The organism is Lysobacter sp. yr284 (assembly GCF_900107375.1).
In the GTDB taxonomy this organism is placed as follows: domain Bacteria; phylum Pseudomonadota; class Gammaproteobacteria; order Xanthomonadales; family Xanthomonadaceae; genus Lysobacter.
In genome coordinates this window covers 1-17,928 of the sequence record NZ_FNPT01000013.1, presented here as the reverse complement: position 1 = coordinate 17,928, position 17,928 = coordinate 1, and the positions used below count along the sequence as shown (strand labels likewise).

Genomic DNA, 17,928 nt, shown 5'->3' with positions numbered 1-17,928 from the left:
TCGGCGGCAAGACGTTCGGCTTCGAGACGTTCGGCTTCGGCCTGTTCGGCAGCAACGCGCTCGGCTTCGAGACGCTCGGCCTCGGCCTGTTCGGCCGCAACGCGCTCGGCTTCGAGACGTTCGGCCGCAACGCGCTCGGCCTCCAGACGCGCAGCGTCGGCCTGTTCGGCCGCGAGACGTTCGGCGTCCAGGCGCTCGGCTTCGGCCTTGCGCTCCGCGGCTTCGCGCTCGAGCGTCGCGTCGCTCTGGCCGAGCGAACCGGCGAAGGAGGCGAAGTCGATGGTGAATTCCGACGTGCGGCGGCCGTCGCTGCGACCCTCCGGCACGTCCGCGCCGCCCGGGCCTTCGCCCTGGAACGCGCTGAGGTCGGTGGCGCTGAGTTCGCCCGCGGCGGCGTCCGCCGGCTCGTCGAAGCCGGCGTCGAAATCGTCGGCGATCATCGGCAGGCGCGCGTCCGGCAGGCTGTCGCGCAGCGCGGCGATGCGCTCGGGCAAGCCGAGGAACAGCGGCACGTGCGGCGTCGCCGACTTCAACGCCTGGATGGTGGTGCGGATCGCCGCGGCGACCGCATCCATCGCGGCCACGCCCTCGGCACTGGCCGGCGCGCCGCTGGCGAGCAGGCGCTTGACATAGGCTTCGGTGGGACCGGTGACGTCGGTGATGACCGGCACTTCGGTCATCGCGAACGCGCCGTTCATGGTGTGGATGGAGCGCTGCAGCGCGTCGTTGGCCGGCTGCGGGCGCGGACGCGAGGCGGCCAGCCACGACTCGATCGTGATCAGGTGGCCGGCGACTTCGCCGTCGAGGATCTCCAGCAGCACCGGATCGACCGACGCCGGCACGTACGGGCCGTCGGCGACCGGCGCCGCATCGGCTCGATCGTCGGCGGCGGCTTCGGCAACCGGCGCGGGCGGCTGGTAGAAGGCTTCCTCGCCGCTGGCGAGCAGGTCGGCGTGCGCCTCCAGGCCGGCGACGTCGACGCTCAGCGGCGCTTCGTTGCGCAGCGCGGCGTAGAAGCCCGGCAGCGCGCGATAGGCCTGGTCGACCAGGTCCAGCACTTGCGGGCTGGCCACGCGGCCGTGCTCGCGCACGCGGTTGAGCAGGTTTTCGATCTTCCAGCTGAACTCGCCCAGGGTCTTGGCGCCGACCAGGCGGCCGCTGCCCTTGAGGGTGTGGAACACGCGCCGCACCGGCTGCAAACGGGCCAGGTCGTCCGGCGCCTCGCGCCAGGCCGGCAGCAGTTGTTCGAGGTTGCCGATCTCTTCCTCGAATTCCTCCAGGAAGATCTCGCGCACTTCGTCGTCGATGTCGTCGACCTGTTCGAAGCCGCCGTGGGCGCTGCCGGACGGGGTCAGGAACGACGGCGGCGCCGACGGCACCGCTTCGACCAGCGCGGTATTCACCAGCCCGCCGGAGACGCGCTCGGTGAGGTCGGCCGGAGCGGCCGCCGGCGCCTGCGCAGGCTCGGCGTCGAACGCCGACGCGTACTGGGCGGCGCCGTGCTCGGTGTCGATCGACAGCGGTTCGCCGTCGCGCTGCGGCACTTCGATCTCGGCCAGGCCCCATTCGGGCGCGACCGGAATCTGCGGCGGCAGGGCTTCGCCGGCCGACGGCTGCGGCGCGGCCTGCGCCGGCACGTCCGCGACCTGGGCCGGCGGCTCGATCCGGATCACGTCCGGCAGCGGCCAGTAGCGCAGGGCTTCCAGGCTCTGGCGGGCGATGTCGAGGATGTCGTCGCGGTTCGGGCGCTGCTCGCGCAGCGCTTCCAGGTAGTACTCCAGGCTGGCCAGCGCGTCGGCCAGGGTGTCGAGCTGCTGGCCGCTGGGCACGCGGCGGCGGCCGATCAGTTCGACTTCGGTGTAGCGCTTGACCCCGGTGAGGTAATCGGCGGCCAGCGGCAGTTCGATCATGCGCAGGGCGCCGGCGACTTCGTCGAGCACGCGCGGCACTTCGCTGAGTTCCTCGTGGTCCCACTTGGTCTCGACGAAGGCGACGAAGGACTGGCGGGCGTCGCCGAAGTTGGCGATGGCTTCGCGCGCGACCACGTCGAGCACCTTGCGGGCCTCGCCGGCGAGCAGGTCCTCTTCGGCCTTGTCTTCGGGTAGGCCCAGGCGGCTGACCTGGTCGTCGAGCGAGGCGTCCACGTACAGCAGCGCGCCGGCGACGTCGAGCAAGGTGCCTTCGTCGGCGGCGCGGCGGCCCTCGACGATCTCGTTCATGGCGTCGCGCTGCTGCAGCACGACGGTGCGGGCCATGCCCAGGCCCATCATGCCGAGGGTGTCGCTGACCCGCGCCAGCGCCTCGACCTGCGGACGCAGTTCGCCCGGGTCGGTCTGGTTGGTGCGCAGGTGCAGGTCGAGCGCGTCCTTGACCCGCAGCAGGTCTTCCTTGATCGCCGCGGCGACGGTGTCGAGCAGCGCGCGGTTGCGGCCGCTGAGGCTGCCGCGGGCGTGTTCGAGTTCGGATTCGCTGGGCAGCTGCGAGGCCAGTTCGAAGGTCTGGCGCAGGTCGTCCAGGGCCGGATGGCGGCCGTCGCTGTGGGCGACGTGGTACAGCAGCTGGCGGGTCGGCTCGGCCGCGGGCTCGCCGCGCGGCGCGCTGAAGCCGTCGTCGGACAGCAGCTGGCGCGCTTCGCGCTCGACCCCGCCGAACGCCTGGCGCAGCGCGCGGTTCGGCGGCAGCGCGCCGTCGCGCACCGCGTGGGCCACGGCCGAGGCCACCCACAGCATGCGCCGCACCGGTTCCAGCACGGCTTCGGCGAGCAGGCCGTCGATGGCCGAGGCCAGTTGCACGACCTTGCCCGGCGCGCCGTCTTCCGGCCATGCGGCCAGGGCTTCGCGCAGCGAGGCCAGGTGCGGGGCGCTGGCGTTGCGGCCGCCGGCCGCGCCGACCGGCAGCGGCGGCGGCAGGTGCGCCGGCAGCGGACGGTCGAGGTTGGGCGCGAACAGCACGCTTTCGTTGAGCCCGGACTCGCCGCGGGTGGCGCGCAGCTCGTTGAGCAGCGGCAGCAGCACGATCGGGATGTCGCGGTGGCCGCCCTGCAGGCGTTCCAGGTAGTCCGGCAGCAGCACCACGCCGCGCATCAGCGCGGCGCAGGCTTCGTCGCGGTCGTGCACGCCGCCCTGTTGCAGGGCCAGCGCCAGCCGCTCCATTTCCTCGGCGACCATGGCCGGGGCGTACAGCTCGACCATGCGCAGGGTGCCGTGCACCTGGTGCAGGTGGTTCGCGCACACGCGCATGCGCGCGGCGTCGGCGGGATCTTCGGCAAACGCCTCGATCTCTTGCCGCGCCTGGCGCAGGGTTTCGTCCAGCTCGGGCTTGATCCAGCCCAGCGTGGTGGTGTCGATGGCTTCGCGCAAGGCGGTCATGGCGCGCTCCGCCCGTCGGCGCGGCCGCGTCGCGGACGCGGTGCGTGGCTCAGCCAGCGATGTGTCGGACGCTTCATCCTCGGTACAACCCTTTCGTATGTCTGTATCGGAGCCGCTTTCTGCCTTGCAACAACCGTGCCCGCGCTTGCTGCGGCTCCCGCCGACGTCAGGCCGGCAGCTTGAAGTCGGCCACCGAGCGGCGCAGGTCCGCCGCCAGCTGCGCGAGGTTTCCAATCGACGCGGCGGTCTGGTTGGCGCCCTGCGAGGTCTGCGAGGTGATCTGCTGGATGGTGTTCATCGTCTGGGTGATGTTCGAGGCCGCGCTGGACTGCTGCTGCGCGGCGCTGGAAATGCCCTGAATCAGGTTCGACAGGTCCGACGACACCTTTTCGATCTCGCCCAGCGCGGTGCCCGCGTCCTCGGCCAATCGCGCACCGGCGACCACTTCGGAGGTCGTCTGCTCCATCGAGCTGACAGCTTCGTTGGTGTCGGACTGAATTGTCTGGACCAGCGTCTCGATTCGCTTGGTTGCGTTGGACGCGCGCTCGGCGAGCCGCTGCACTTCGTCGGCCACGACCGCGAAGCCTCGGCCCGCTTCGCCGGCCGATGCCGCCTGGATCGCCGCGTTGAGCGCGAGGATGTTGGTCTGCTCGGAGATGTCGTTGATCAGTTCCACGATCGAGCCGATTTCCTGCGAGCTTTCGCCCAGGCGCTTGATTCGCTTCGAGGTCTCCTGGATCTGGTCGCGGATCGAGTCCATGCCCTGGATCGTCTGCCGCACCACGCCGGCGCCCTTGGTCGCGATCTGCACCGAACGCTGCGCCACGTCGGCCGACTCGGCCGAGTTCTTCGACACCTGGTCGATCGAGGCCGCGATTTCGCTGATGCGGTCCGACGCGGAGTTGATCTCCTGCGCCTGGTGCTCCGCCGCCTCGGCCAGGTGCATCGCGGTGGCCTGGGTTTCCTGCGCGCTGGAGGCCACCTGCACCGAGGTGTCGGTGATGGTCTGCACCAGGCTGCGCAGCTGCTCGACGGCGAAGTTGATCGAGTCGGCGATCGCGCCGGTCATATCCTCGGTGACGGTGGCCTTCACCGTCAGGTCGCCTTCGGCGAGCGAACCCATTTCGTCCAGCAGGCGCATGATCGCCTCCTGGTTGCGGTCGTTGAGTTCCTTGGTGGTCTGGTAGCGGCGCTGCTGGGCGTAGTTCAGCGAGAACAGCAAGCCGGCGATCGCGACCAGCGCGCCGAGGCCGGAGATGATCGACAGCCAGATGTTGCCGAGGATGCTGGCATCGCTGAGCGAGCCGAACGAGGTCAGCGCGGTGAACAGTGACTGGCTGTCGGCGAGCATCTTGTCGGAGCCGCCGGTGATGGATTCGGCCGCGGCCTGGGCCTGGAACAGGTCCTTGGAGCTGGCCGAGATCGCGTCGAGGTCCTTCTTCATCTCCAGCCACAGCGCCTCGGCCTGGCCGAGCGCGGCCAGCGCGCCGGAGTTGCCGAGCGCGTTGACGCCGAAGGAGGAGTCGCCCTTGCGCAGGCCGGTGAGGATGTTGCCGAACACGATCGCGTCGCGGCCGAGCGCCTCGCCGGCCATGCCGGCGCCGCTGCCGCCGGCGCGGATTTCGGTGATGCGGCGGGCCATCGTCGCCGACAGCACCACCTGGCGCAGGGCGATGTAGACCTGCGAGGACGGCGAGCCGGAGGCCGACATCGCGCGCACCAGTTCGTCCAGGCGCGCCTGCAGCTGCGGCACGCGGCCGGCGAAGCTGTCGGCGTTGCCGGCCAGCGCCAGCACCGCCTTCTCCGACGCCAGCACCTGGTCGGCGCTCTTGCCCAGCGGCTCCCAGGTCTTGGTCGCGGTCTCGATCGGGGTGGCCACGCCGGTGGTGCCGCCGTAGTTGTCGTTGAGCGACTTGACGTCCTCGTCGATCGCGCCCTTGGTGGTCTTGAACGCGGCGAACGCGTCCTTGTTGCCGCCGACCGCTTCGCGCGCCTGCACCGCGAGCTTCTGCGAGTTCACCTGCAATCGCGAGGCCGCCGAGCTGGCGCCGCCCAGGCGCGCGGCCTGCCAGGTCGCGTAGCCGGTGTTCACGCCGAACACGAGCACCGATATGCCCAGCACGATCAGCCAGGTATTGGCGCCCAGCATGCGGCTCTTGCCGGCGTTGTCCATCACAGTGCTCATGGTTCGCGAACCTCGGGTGTACGTGCGTGCGGTCTTGTTGGAGGAAGCGGCTGGGTCAGGCCGCTGCTTGTCGGAATTCGGGGGTGCGGGCCAGGCGGTCGAGGTTGAAGACGCCCCAGGCCTGGTCGTCGACGCGGTAGGCGCGCTCGACGAAATGGGCGTAGCGGCCCTGCACCAGCGCCTCGGCGTCTTCCAGCGCCAGCAGGTTGTGCTCGTGGAAGCTGCGCTGGCCGAACAGTTCGTCGATCAGCACGGCGACGTCGCCGCCGGGCTGGCGCACCAGCAGGATGCGCTGGCCTTCGTGCAGCACGGTGCGCTCGCCCTCCAGGAACTGCTTGAGGTCGACGATCGGCAGCAGGCTGCCGCGCACGTTGGCCAGCCCGAGCATCCACGGCTGCGCGCCGGGCACCTGGGTGAGCTGGGGCAGGGACAGGATTTCCACCACCTCGGCGAAGGTCGAGGCGAGCCGGCGCGCGCCGATGCGGTAGCCGACCCCGCGCCACAGGCCCGGCGCGTCGAGCTGTTCGGGCAGACCGGCCACGTGCGCCAGCGAACGGCGCTCGTAATCGCTCAGCACATCGAACGGCGTCTTCAAGATCATCGGTTCACTTATCCAGCAAGTCTTTGATCCGCGCGATCAGGTCGTCCTCGCGCGGGGGTTTGACGATGTAGTCGCGCGCGCCCTGGCGCATGCCCCAGGCGCGGTCGGTCTCCATGCCCTTGGTACTGACGATCAGCACCGGGATCCGCTTGGTCTGCTCGTCCCGGCTCAGCGCGCGGGTGGCCTGGAAACCGTTCATGCCGGGCAGCACCACGTCCATCATCACCAGGTCGGGCAGTTCGCGCCTGGCCGCCTCGATGCCGTCCTCGGCGCTGCCGGCGGCGAACACCTCGTGACCGTTGCGTTGCAGCAGCTGGGTCAGGACGGCGGTGTCCGTCGCAGAGTCCTCGATAAGCAGGATGCGTGCCATGGTGCCCTACCCCCCGGTCAGGCGTGTACGTGCTTGCGGATCGCGTCGAGGAGTTCCTCGCGCGTGAATGGCTTGGTCAGGTATTGCTCGGAACCGACGATGCGGCCCCGCGCCTTGTCGAACAGGCCGTCCTTCGACGACAGCATGATGACCGGCGTGCCCTTGAACAGATGATTGTTCTTGATGAGCGCGCAGGTCTGATAGCCGTCCAGACGCGGCATCATGATATCCACGAAAATGATTTGCGGCTGTTGGTCGGCGATCTTCGCCAACGCCTCGAATCCGTCGATGGCCGTGACCACCGCGCATCCCTCGCGTTTCAACAGCGTCTCGGCGGTTCGACGGATGGTCTTGGAATCGTCGATCACCATGACCCTGAGACCATCGAGGCTGCCGCTACGAACCTCGTCGAGCATTCTTTGTATCCCCCATTGCAAACGCCTTGAAATCCCCGGGGCGTTGCGAAGCCGTCTTTATTTCAAGCCGCACGCAGGCTGTCAAGCACGCATTCCGCGCCCGGAAACTGAATACGCAAGCCAACCAGATCGCAGGACAAACTTGCCGACGGTCACGCTGTCGCCGGCAGCCGCTCCCTCGGCCTAAGCCATCGTCCCCTTCCGCGCAAGGCGGTCGCCCTGATCGCTGCGTGTCGCTAATGGACGCTGCACGGCCGTTTGCGACCCCTACATCATGACAGATACCGGTGACCTGCCTGCTACCATCCCGTCAATCTTTGAGGATTCCGTTGCCATGCCGTTGGACATCGTCGTCGTGATGGACCCGATCGGGTCGATCAAGATCGCCAAGGACTCCACCTTCGCCATGTTGCTGGAAGGCCAGCGCCGCGGCCACCGCCTTTGGTACGTGAAACCCGGCGGGCTGAGCCTGGACGGCGGCCGCGCGCTGGCGAACGTGGCGCCGCTGCGCGTGCGCGACGACAAGAACGGCTGGCACGAATTGGGAGATTGGTCACAAATCGAACTCGGCAGTGCGCACGTGATCCTGATGCGCAAGGACCCGCCGGTCGATGCCGAGTACCTCCACGACACCCAGATCCTCTCGGTCGCCCAGCGCGCCGGCGCGTTCGTGGTCAACGATCCGCAGGGCCTGCGCGACTACAACGAGAAGCTGGCCGCGCTGCTGTTCCCGCAGTGCTGCATCGACACCCTGGTCAGCCGCGACGCCGCCGAGCTCAAGGCCTTCGTCCAGCGCCACGGCCAGGCCGTGCTCAAGCCGCTGGACGGCATGGGCGGGCGCTCGATCTTCCGCGCCGCGGCCGGCGAGGCCAACCTCAACGTGATCCTGGAAACCCTCGGCGACGGCGGCAGGCACCTGGTGATGGCGCAGAAGTTCCTGCCGGACATCAAGGACGGCGACAAGCGCGTCCTGCTGGTCGACGGCGTGCCGGTGGACTATGCGCTGGCGCGCATCCCGCAGGGCGACGAGTTCCGCGGCAACCTCGCCGCCGGCGGCCGCGGCGAAGGCCGCGCGCTGAGCGAGCGCGACCGCTGGATCGCCGCCCAGGTCGGCCCGGAAATGCGCGAGCGCGGCATGCTGTTCGTCGGCCTGGACGTGATCGGCGACTACATGACCGAGCTCAACGTCACCAGCCCGACCTGCATCCGCGAACTCGACGAGCAGTTCGGCCTCAACATCGCCGGCCTGTTGTTCGACGCCATCGAAGCCCGCCTGTCCGCCTCCCGCGCCGCATGAGCGCCGGCGTTCCGCACCTGCCCGGCGGCGGCCTGGCCGAGCCGCAGCGCTTCAGCGCGACCATGGTGCTGTCGGTGCTGGTGCACGGCATCTTCCTGCTCGGCGTCGGCTACACCCTGGAGCGCGCCGCGCCGGTGGTGCCGACCCTGGACGTGATCCTGACCCAGACCCAGACCGCGCTGACCCCCAAGCAGGCCGACTTCCTCGCCCAGGCCAACAACCAGGGCGGCGGCGAGCACGACAAGAGCACCCGCCCGCGCGACAACCAGTCCGGCCCGTCGCCGCAGGCCGAGGCCGGGGTGGCGCAGATGGCGCTGCGCGCGCAGTCGCCGGCGGCGCAGCCGCAGCCGGTGGCGCGGGTGGTCAGCAGCACCCGCGGCGAGACCGCGACCGCGCGCGAGCGCATCGCCCAGACCCCGGCCGAGCGGCCGCTGCCGAACGGCCAGCGCAAGATCGAGCACGACATCGAGATGGCGCGGCTGGCGGCCGAGATCCACATGCGCTCGGAGCGCTACGCCAAGCGCCCGACCCGCAAGTTCGTCTCCGCCAGCACCACCGAGTACGCCTGGGCCGGCTATCTGCGCGAATGGGTCGACCGGGTCGAACGCGTCGGCAACCTCAACTACCCCGACGAAGCGCGCCGGCGCCGGCTCGCCGGGCAGGTGGTGATCAGCGTGGCGGTGCGCCGCAACGGCAGCGTCGAGCGCGCCGACATCGTGCGCAGCAGCGGCATCCCGCTGCTCGACGACTCGGCCCTGCGCATCGCCCGGCTGGCGGAGCCCTACCCGCCGCTGCCGAAGACCGAGGAGAACCCGGACATCCTGCACGTGACCCGGACCTGGAACTTCCTGCCGGGCGGGTCGCTGGTGGACGAGTAAGCGCGCGGCGGATCACCCCTGCGCCGGCAGCTCCAGCATTTTTTCTTCGAAGCGCATCGAGCGGCAGGCCACCAGGATGCACAAGCCGTCGTCGAACTGCAGGAAATGCTCCAGGCATTCGCCAGCCGGGTCCAGGCGCAATTCGTGACAGAGCAGATCCTGTACCGCATCGCGCTCGCGCGGCGGCTGGACGAACGAGTACGAGCTCACCTCGTCGTAGCGCAGGCACAGGATTCGGTCGTGCCAGGGCCCTAGCAGATCCAGTTCCAGGCCCATGCGCGGCCGCTGCGCGCGCACGTCCGCTGGCGCCAGCGCCAGCCGCTGCAGCCAGGCGTCGTGCAGCGAGCCGCGCGCGTGAAGCCCGTAGCGATCGAAATCGGCGGCGAAGGCATACAACGCTTCGCCCAGGCGCTCGCGGATGCCGGCCAGGTAGTCGAAGTAGGCCTGGAAACCGGTCCAGCCCGCTTCCTCGTCGTTACGCAGGTAGCGAAAGCCGGGCGAGGTCACTTCAACGCCGGCCCCGGATGCCGCTCGACCAGCTTCCACGGCACCAGCGACCACTCCGGGTACTCGCAGGCGCGCGCGACCCGGGCGAAGTACGGGCCGAGGTAGAGGCCGTCCGCGGTCAGGTACCAGATCGAGGTGCCCCACACGCCCGGGTCGGAGTAGTCGCAGCCGTCGTCGTCCTTCGGCTTGGCCATTTCCTCGGGGTGCAGGCCGGCCAGGGTCTTGAGCGTCCACGGCACCAGGGTCGATTCGCGGTACTGGTCCAGGCGCTTGTAGCCGGGGCTGTCGTAGTCGCCGGGGCCGCTGCGGCGCGGCGGCGCGCCCTTGCCGAGCCACAGCACGTCTTCCAGCGCCAGTTCGCGGCCGTCGCGCACGTCGATGGTCAGCGGCGAATCGCCGAAATCCGGATGCGCGCCGCCGCAGTAGTAGCTCGTCATCAGGCTGAGGCTGAGGAAGCGGCGGTCGAACAGGCGCGGGGTGACGGTGAGGCCGAACTCGCTGTTGGCCGCGGAAGTGCATTGCAGCGCATCGATCGCGGTATGCCACAGGCGCTGGCTGAGGATGCGGTTGACGCGCGCGCGCGCCGGCTCGTCGAGGCCGGCTTCGACGGTGAACAGCTCCACCCCGGTGCGCGGTTCGCGCCACCATTGCAGGCGGTGGCCCTGGAACTGTTCGGTCTTGGCTTTCTCCAGGCTCAGCTCGCCGACGCGCAGCGCGTCGAACGCGGACACCTCGTCGCCGGCGCGGCGATAGCGCTCGCCGTCGCGGCCGGCGCGCAGGGCCGCCGGGTCAACCCGCTGCAGGCGCACCGGCAGGCTGCGCTTGCCCGCGCGCCACTGCCCTTCCAGCGCGCCGTCCTTTTCGTGCAAGTCCCAGCGCTCGGTGGCGACGTCCTCGCGATCGCGCACTTCCAGGCGCAGGCCGTCGCCGTCGCGCTTGCCCTGCAGTTCCAGGTCGCGCAGGTGCTTGAAGTAGAAATACTGGCCGTAGACCTCGCCGCCGTCGCCGCGGTTCAAGCTCACCGCCACCGGCAGGCTGCCGACGGTTCCGCGCCAGACCTCGGCCGGTTCCGCGGCGGACGCGGGCGGCGCCAGCACGGCGCAACACAACAGCGGAAGCAGGCGCAGGGCGTTCATGGTTGGTCCTCGGGGGCAGGATGCGGCCGGCAAATCCGGGCGGCGGCGATCGCGCGCGGCGGCGCGCGCCGGGCTACGCAGACCGCGCGCGCAGCGCGGCCTGTTCGGCGATGGTGAGCGCGACGTTGTTGCGCAGGTAGGCCGGCTCGATGCGCTCGGGCGCGACGCTCTCGCCGCGCGCGTACGCGGCCGCGGCCAGGCGGGCGAGGTCGGCGGCATGCGGCAGCGCGCCGGCGTCGATCGCGGCGAAGCGCGCGCCCAGGCGCTGGCGCAGGGCGCCGTCGGCGGCGGCGAAGCCGGTACCGACGCCGAGCCAGCCCTCGCCGTCGCCGGGCAGCTGCGCGGCGTCCGGCGCGAGCACGGCTTCGCGGTCGAGCGCGAACGCTTCGCCCTCGCGCAGCTCGAAGGCGGCGGTGTAGATCTCGCCCATGCGCGCATCGATCGCCGACAGCACCCGCTGCGGGCCGGCGCCGACCGCCAGCGGCTGCGCGCGCAGCGCCAGCACGGCCAGGGTCGAGACCGGGACCACCGGCACGTCCAGCGCCAGCGCCACGCCCTGAGCCAGGGCGATGGCCAGGCGCACGCCGGTGAACGCGCCCGGGCCGCGGCCCAGCGCCACCGCGTCCAGCTCGCGGCGCTTGACGCCGGCCTCAGCGAGCAGTCGCTCGGCCCACGGCAACGACAGTTCGGCGTGGCGGCGCGGCGCCAGTTCGAAGCGCTCGCGCACATCGCCGTCGAGCCACAGGGCGACGGAGCAGGCTTCGGTGGAGGTTTCGAAGGCGAGGAGTTTCATCGCGGCGATTATCGCGCGGATGGGGCGGAGCGTGTGGGAGGGCCCTTATCCCGAGGGCTTGCTGTGGGAGGGCCTTCAGGCCCGATGCCCTTGTTTCAGGCCGCGGCGATCCGAGACAAGGGCGTCGGGCCTGAAGGCCCTCCCACAAAAGCAAAAGCTTCGGGCCTGAAGGCCCTCCCACAAAGGCAAAAGCATCGGGCCCGACGGTCCTGGCACAAAGAAAGATCCAGAGCGCCGGGGCTGCGGGCCCCGCCGCAAAAGCAAAGGGCTCAGTATCCCGGCGCCGGCTGCCACAGCTCCAGCAGGCCGCCTTCCGGGTCCAGCGCATAGCCGAACTTGCCCTGCTCGGATTCCTCGTAGCGCTCCAGTACCTGGCAGCCCTCCTCGCGCAGTCCTTGCAAGGTCGCCTGCAAGTCGTCCACGCGCAGGTTGAGCATGTAGGGCTTGTCGCTGGGCTTGAAGTACTCGCTGTCCTCGCCGAACGGCGCCCACACCGTGACCGCATCGGCTTCCGTATCGGCGCGGCGCCAGCGCAGCAGCGCCCCGCCCCAGCCCTGCACGTCCAGGTCCAGGTGGCGCTGGTACCACTGCGCCAGCGCGGCGGGATCGCGCGCCTTGAAGAACACTCCGCCCAATCCGTGCACGCGCGGCTTGCGCGCCGGCTCCTGCTCGCTCATGGCCCACCTCGTTGGCGACGACCGCATTCAGCGGTAGTAATAGTCCTCGCCGTCGGCCGGCGCGGACGAGGCCGATTCTAGGGCCAGCGGGCGGCCGGCGAAGAAATCGGCCACCGCCTCGACCCGGCGCGAGCGCGGCAGCGGCGGCAGCGAGTCGAGAAAGGTGCGGCCGTAGCTCTTGCTGTGCAGGCGCGGGTCGCACAGCACCAGCACGCCGCGATCGGTCTCGCTGCGGATCAGCCGGCCGGCGCCCTGCTTGAGCGCGATCACCGCCTGCGGCAGTTGTTCGTCGCGGAACGGGTTGCCGCCGCGGCGGCGGATCGCGTCCAGGCGCGCCTCGAACACCGGGTCGTCGGGCGCGGCGAACGGCAGCTTGTCGATCACCACCACGCTCAGCGCTTCGCCGGCCACGTCCACGCCCTCGCGGAAGCTGGCCGCGCCGAGCAGCACGCCGTTGCCCGACGCGCGGAAGCGCTCCAGCAGCACGTGCCGCGGCGCTTCGCCCTGCACGAACAGCGGCCACGGGCCGTCCTTGAGCAATTCGGCGGTCTCGCGCAGCGCGCGGTGCGAGGCGAACAGGACGAAGGCGCGGCCGCCGGAGGCTTCCAGCACCGGCCGCAGGCGCTCGACCAGGGCCTGGTTGTAATGGCGCACGGCCGGGTCGGGCAGCCCCGGCGGCAGGTACATCAGCGCCTGCGTGGCCCAGTCGAACGGGCTCGGCGCGAGCAGGGTCTTGGGCTCGAACAGGCCGAGCTTGCGCGCGTAGTGGTTGAAATGGCCGCCGACCGCGAGCGTGGCCGAGGTGAACACCCACGCCGCGCGCGAACGCTCGCGGTGCGCGGCCAGCGGGCCGGCGACGTCGAGCGGGGTACGGCTGAGGCGGAAGCCGCGCGCGGTCAGTTCGTACCACAGCACGCTGCCGTCGCGGCCTTCTTCGGGAATCGCGGCGCCCTCGCCGGCCGCGTCCTGCGCGGCGGCGACGGCGTCCGGGCTCTCGGCCTCGGCCGGAAGTTCGCGCCGCGGCGGCGCGAAATCGTCGTCTTCCTCGGGTTCCGGCGCCGGCCGCGGCACCGCCGCGCCGCGCCAGCGGCGCAGCCGCTCGATGAACTCCTCGGCGCGCGCATGGCAGCTGTCGAAGCCCGGCGCGGCGCCGCGCAGCGGTTCCAGCGCGTCGCGCAGGTGGGCCAGCGCGGCGTCGAGATTGTCGAACGCGTCCTCCACCGCCGGCACTTCGCCGGCGCGGCGGCGGGTGCCGCGCACCGGCAATTCGTCCATCGCCGTGCGCAGCGTGCGCACCGAGTGTTCCAGGTCGCGCGAAGGCGCCTGCAGGCTCGCCAGCGCGCCGGTCACGCTCTTGCACTCGGCCAGCGCGTCGCGCGCCAGCTCCACCAGCGGCCGCGCGCTGATCGCCTCGCCGAAGAACTGCGCGGCCAGTTCGGGCAGCTGGTGCGCCTCGTCGATCACGAACGCCTGCGCGCCCGGCAGGATCTCGCCGAAGCCCTCCTGCTTGAGCGCGAGGTCGGCCAGCAGCAGATGGTGGTTGACCACCACCACGTCGGCCGCCTGCGCGCGCTGGCGCGCCTGGACCACGAAGCAGTCGGCGTAGAACGGGCATTCGCTGCCGACGCAGTTCTCGGCGGTGGAGGTCACCATCGGCAGCAGCGGCGACTCTTCCGGCAGCGCTTCCAGCTCGGCCAGGTCGCCCAGGCGGGTGCGGCCGGACCAGGCGACGATGCGCTGGAACTGCGCGGCGAGGTCGCGCGAGGAGAACTTCGGCTCGCCCTTGGCCTGCTCCATGCGATAGCGGCACAGATAGTTCGCGCGGCCCTTGAGCAACGCGGTCTTGACCCCGACGCCGAGCGCGTCGCGCACCCGCGGCAGGTCGCGGTGATAGAGCTGGTCCTGCAGCGCGCGGGTGCCGGTGGAAACGATGGTCTTCAGGCCCGACAGCAGCGCCGGCACCAGGTAGGCGAAGGTCTTGCCGGTGCCGGTGCCGGCCTCGGCCAGCAGGGTCTCGCGGGTTTCGAAGGCGTCGGCGATCGCCACCGACAGGTCCTGCTGGGCCGGACGCGGCGCGAAGGTCTCGAGCTTGCGCGCGATCTCGCCGCCGTCGCTCAGCGCGGCCCGACTGGCGACGCCGAGGCGACTGGGTTCCATGGAGGCGTCAGTACCTGGCGGGAGCGGCGACGGTGCAGGCGGCGATCCGGTCCTGCGCCTGCTTGCGCGATTTGATCAGGCCGTCGCGCTGCGGCACCAGCGCGTCGTAATGGTCCTGGCGCTTGGCCAGCTTCATCGCCGCGTTGACGCCGTCGAGCTTGCCCTGGCGCGCCTGCGCAATCGCCGCCCAATGCCGGCGGCACAGCGGGCCGACCTGGGAACCGCCGTCGAAGGCTTTTTGCGCGAAGCGCTCGGCGTCGTCCAGGCGATGCAGCAGCAGCGCGGCCTCGGCGCGTTCCTGCAGCAGCGCCGGGTCGTCGGCGTTGATCTGCAGCGCCTGGTCGAGCGCGGCCGCGGCCTCGGGGTACTTGCGCGATTTCACCAGCGCATCGGCCTTCTGCCGCAGGTCCTCGACCTGGGTGTCGCGCAGCGGCTGCACGTCCAGCTCGCGCGCGTCGGCGCCGCGGGCGGCGCGCACCTGCGCCACCGCGGCTTCGCCGTTGAAGTTGGCCTCGGCCAGCGCCGTGGGTTGCGGCGGCGCGACCGAACAGGCCGCGGCGAGCGCGGCCAGGACGGCGGCGCTCAGAGCCGCGAGGGCGGCGCCGCGACGGGCGGCGCGCAGGATCATGCGGGTCATCGATTACTGCTCCGGGGACGGGGGAGTGGGCGCCGGCTCGCGCGCAGGCTCGTCCTTGTCCTTGCCGATGCCGAACCATTCGCGCCAGCCGCCGCCGCTGGATTCCTCGGCCTGCGGCTCGGGCTGCGGGCACGGCGCGTATTGCGGGGCGAAGCCCGCCACGAACGGGAACCGGCGCGCGCCCGGGCAGGCCGCGTCGGTGCTGTTGCTGCCGACCACCGGCTGCCAGTCCAGGCCCTTGTCGGTGACCTGCAGCGGCGCGGTCGGCAGGCGCGAGAAGATCGCCGACCACACCCGCATCGCGCCGGTGGCGCCGTACAGGCCGGTGGTCTGGTTCTGGTCGTTGCCGACCCAGATCACCGCCAGGTGGTCGCCGGTCCAGCCGGCGAACCAGCTGTCGCGGCCGTCGTTGCTGGTGCCGGTCTTGCCGGCCGGCTGCAGCTTGCCCAGGCCGTCGCCGACCAGCTGGCGGCCGGTGCCGTTGGTGACCGCCTGCTGCAGCGCGATGGTGATCAGGCGCGCGGCGATCGCGTCGCCGTCCTGCGCCGGCGCGGGTTCCTTGTCGTAGCGCTTGACCGCCTTGCCCTGCGCGTCGAGCACGCCGCGCACCGCGTGCAGCGGCTGCACTTCGCCGCCGGAGGCGAGGAACTGGTACAGCTGCGCCATCGCGTACGGGCTTTGGTCGACCGCGCCGAGGATCAGCGAAGGATTGTTCGGCGCCTGGATGCCGGCGAGCTTCTGGGTCAGCTCGCCGATGGCTTCCGGCGAGACCTGCATGCCCACGCGCACGGTGGCCTGGTTGTAGGACATCGCCAGCGCATCGACCATGCGCACCAGGCCGTGGCTGCGGCCGTCGGAATTGCCCGGGTTCCAGTTGCGGCCGCGGCCGAGCTTGACCGTCACCGGCGAATCGTCGATCCAGGTGGACAGGTTGAACTCGCTCGGCCGCGCCAGCGCCAGCAGGTACACGAACGGCTTGAGCAGCGAACCGACCGGCCGCTGCGCCTCGACCGCGCGGTTGAAGCCCGGCTGGGTGAACTCGCGGCTGCCGACCACGGCCAGCACTTCGCCGTTGTGCACGTCGGTGACCACCAGGCCGGCCTGCAGCGGCGGCCGGCGCTTGTTGTCCAGGCTCTTGAGCGTGCGCGCCACCGCGCCTTCGGCCTGCGCCTGCGCCGACGGCGACATGCCGCTCATCACGCTCAGGCCGGCGCCGGCCAGCGCGTCGGACGGATAGTCGCGGGCGAGCTGGCGACGGATCAGGTCGACGTAGGCCGGGAAGCGGTTGGCGGCGATGTTGCCCGGGTTCTGGCTGATCTCCAGCGGCGTCTTGATCGCGCGCTGGTACTCGGCTTCGGCGATCAGCCCGGTCTCGTGCATCTCGCCGAGCACGAAGTTGCGCCGCGACAGCGCGCGCTCGGGATTGCGCCGCGGGTCGTAGTAGGACGGGCCGCGGACGATGCCGATCAGCAGCGCGATCTGCTCGGTGTTGAGGTCGCGCAGGTCGCGGCCGAACCAGAACTCCGAGGCCGCGGCGACGCCGTGGATGGCCTGCGAGCCGCGCTGGCCGAGGTAGACCTGGTTGAAGTACGCCTCCAGGATCGTGCGCTTGTCGTAGCGCGCCTCGATCAGCAGGGCGTAGATGATTTCCTTGCCCTTGCGGGTGAGGGTCTGCTCCTGGCCGATGCCGAGCAGGCCGCTGCGCGCGAGCTGCTGGGTCAGGGTGCTGGCGCCCTGCTTGGCGCGGCCGGCGGCGACGTTCTTGAACGCCGCGCGCGCCATGCCCGACAGGTCGATGCCGAAGTGGTGGTTGAAGTCGCGGTCCTCGACCGCCTGCAGGCCGGTGACCAGCAGCTCGGGCACTTCCTCGATCCGCACCAGCCGCCGCTCTTCCTGCTTCTGGCCGTACAGCGTGGCGATGCGCGCCGGGTCCAGGCGCGCGACCCGCAGCGCCTTCTTGCTGGTCAGGTCGCGCACCGCGGCGACGCGGCCGCCGGCGACGCTGACTTCGATCCGGCGCGGCTGCACCGTGCCGTCGACGTCGTCGAAACCGCGGCTGGCGATGGTGAAGCGGCCGCCCTCGCGGGCGTAGGTGCCCGGGCGCTCGCCGCCGTCCTCGCGGTAGGAAGCGGCGTCCAGTTCGGTCTTGAGCGTGGCCGCGTCCAGCGCCGCGCCGGGCGCGAGTTCCAGCGGACGCGCGTAGACCCGGGTCGGGATCTGCCACTGCAGCTGGCCGAAGCGCTCGCCGACTTCGTGGTTGAGGTAGAGCGTGTACGGGATCAGGAAGCCCAGGCCCAGGCCGCCTGCGGCCAGGGTCCAGGTCACCAGCCGTCGGCGCCAGCCTGGCTTGGCGCCCTGCCCGTCGTTGTCGTCGCGCTCGTCTTCGTCGTAATCGATTCGGGCCACGGAGATGCTGTGCGTTGAGTCGCGGGCAAGTCTAGCGCAGGCGTCCGAAGGGCGCGCCGGCGGCGCCCGGGGTGGGCGCCCCGAGTTCGGACCCCGCGATTGGGGTTTGGTTCAGGCCGGGAGGCGGAATCGGCAAAGTTCGGGGTGGGCGGTGGGAGGGGGCGCGGACTGGCGGGGGCGGCCACGGCGATAGAAACGGCTGCGGTGGCGGTGTGATCCCGGACGGAGCCAGGATCGCCCTTCGCTGCATCGTCAACTGGCGCCGTCGCCTTTGTTGTTGCTTGCGCCCGCCTTCGAGCCGAAGCGGTAGCTGCGCAGACCCGGAGGGCGCGCGCATGGATGCGCGCGTGCGCCGTAGGGGCAGGATGCCCCTTACGGCGCAGCCCGGCGCGAGGTGCTGGACCTAGTGGCTCGTGACTTTAAACAAGCGTTTTTCTTTGGTTACTTTCTTTTGGCGCGCTGCCAAAAGAAAGTAACTCGGCCGCTTGCGGACGAAAGCT

14 protein-coding genes are annotated in these 17,928 nt (G+C 70.9%); 2 read left to right on the top strand and 12 right to left on the bottom strand.

The window, feature by feature from the left end; translation table 11 throughout:
* From BLV01_RS26360 to pilG, 5 genes are all read right to left on the bottom strand, one after another.
* A partial coding sequence (locus BLV01_RS26360) for an Hpt domain-containing protein (protein WP_175486055.1) occupies positions 1-3,368 on the bottom strand: 3,368 nt, incomplete at its 3' end.
* Between the two features lie 166 nt (positions 3,369-3,534).
* Positions 3,535-5,553 (bottom strand): methyl-accepting chemotaxis protein, encoded by a 2,019-nt coding sequence (locus tag BLV01_RS17375; protein ID WP_091802581.1) that lies wholly within the window; start codon positions 5,551-5,553, stop codon positions 3,535-3,537.
* A gap of 55 nt (positions 5,554-5,608) precedes the next feature.
* Positions 5,609-6,148, bottom strand: coding sequence for a chemotaxis protein CheW (locus BLV01_RS17370; RefSeq protein ID WP_091802806.1), 540 nt, complete (start codon positions 6,146-6,148; stop codon positions 5,609-5,611).
* Between the two features lie 10 nt (positions 6,149-6,158).
* Positions 6,159-6,524 carry a response regulator gene (locus BLV01_RS17365; RefSeq protein WP_091802578.1) on the bottom strand — a complete coding sequence of 122 codons (366 nt, stop codon included), beginning with the start codon at positions 6,522-6,524 and terminating at the stop codon, positions 6,159-6,161.
* 17 nt (positions 6,525-6,541) lie between these two features.
* A complete protein-coding gene (pilG, locus tag BLV01_RS17360; protein WP_091802575.1) occupies positions 6,542-6,940 on the bottom strand; it encodes a twitching motility response regulator PilG in 399 nt (132 codons plus the stop codon).
* Positions 6,941-7,274: 334 nt separating this feature from the next.
* Between pilG and gshB the strand changes: the two genes are divergently transcribed.
* Together gshB and BLV01_RS17350 are read left to right on the top strand one after the other, a co-directional pair.
* Complete coding sequence (gshB, locus tag BLV01_RS17355; protein WP_091802571.1) at positions 7,275-8,237, top strand: glutathione synthase; 963 nt, start codon at positions 7,275-7,277, stop codon at positions 8,235-8,237.
* Complete coding sequence (locus BLV01_RS17350) at positions 8,234-9,115, top strand: energy transducer TonB (RefSeq protein ID WP_091802568.1); 882 nt, start codon at positions 8,234-8,236, stop codon at positions 9,113-9,115. Before gshB ends, BLV01_RS17350 begins: the two co-directional genes overlap by 4 nt.
* 12 nt (positions 9,116-9,127) lie before the next feature.
* Here the strand turns inward: BLV01_RS17350 and BLV01_RS17345 are convergent, their stop codons facing one another.
* The 7 genes from BLV01_RS17345 to mrcB form a co-directional block, all read right to left on the bottom strand.
* Positions 9,128-9,622: a hypothetical protein gene (locus BLV01_RS17345; RefSeq protein WP_091802565.1), complete on the bottom strand. Its 495-nt coding sequence runs from the start codon at positions 9,620-9,622 to the stop codon at positions 9,128-9,130.
* Positions 9,619-10,758, bottom strand: a complete 1,140-nt coding sequence (locus tag BLV01_RS17340; protein WP_091802562.1) for a hypothetical protein — start codon at positions 10,756-10,758, stop codon at positions 9,619-9,621. The genes BLV01_RS17345 and BLV01_RS17340 overlap by 4 nt, the downstream gene beginning before the upstream one ends.
* A gap of 73 nt (positions 10,759-10,831) precedes the next feature.
* On the bottom strand, positions 10,832-11,551 hold the full coding sequence (tsaB, locus tag BLV01_RS17335) for a tRNA (adenosine(37)-N6)-threonylcarbamoyltransferase complex dimerization subunit type 1 TsaB (RefSeq protein WP_091802559.1): 720 nt from the start codon (positions 11,549-11,551) through the stop codon (positions 10,832-10,834).
* Positions 11,552-11,820: 269 nt separating this feature from the next.
* A complete protein-coding gene (locus BLV01_RS17330; protein ID WP_091802556.1) occupies positions 11,821-12,228 on the bottom strand; it encodes a VOC family protein in 408 nt (135 codons plus the stop codon).
* Positions 12,229-12,255: 27 nt separating this feature from the next.
* The gene (locus tag BLV01_RS17325; RefSeq protein WP_091802553.1) at positions 12,256-14,385 is read right to left on the bottom strand and encodes an ATP-dependent DNA helicase; all 2,130 of its coding nucleotides are present in this window, start codon (positions 14,383-14,385) and stop codon (positions 12,256-12,258) included.
* Between the two features lie 7 nt (positions 14,386-14,392).
* Entirely contained in the window at positions 14,393-15,022 is a 630-nt protein-coding gene (locus BLV01_RS17320; RefSeq protein ID WP_091802551.1) for a hypothetical protein, read from the bottom strand.
* Positions 15,023-15,025: 3 nt separating this feature from the next.
* Positions 15,026-17,419, bottom strand: coding sequence for a penicillin-binding protein 1B (gene mrcB, locus BLV01_RS17315; RefSeq protein WP_254782683.1), 2,394 nt, complete (start codon positions 17,417-17,419; stop codon positions 15,026-15,028).
* Between the last annotated feature and the right edge of the window lie 509 nt (positions 17,420-17,928).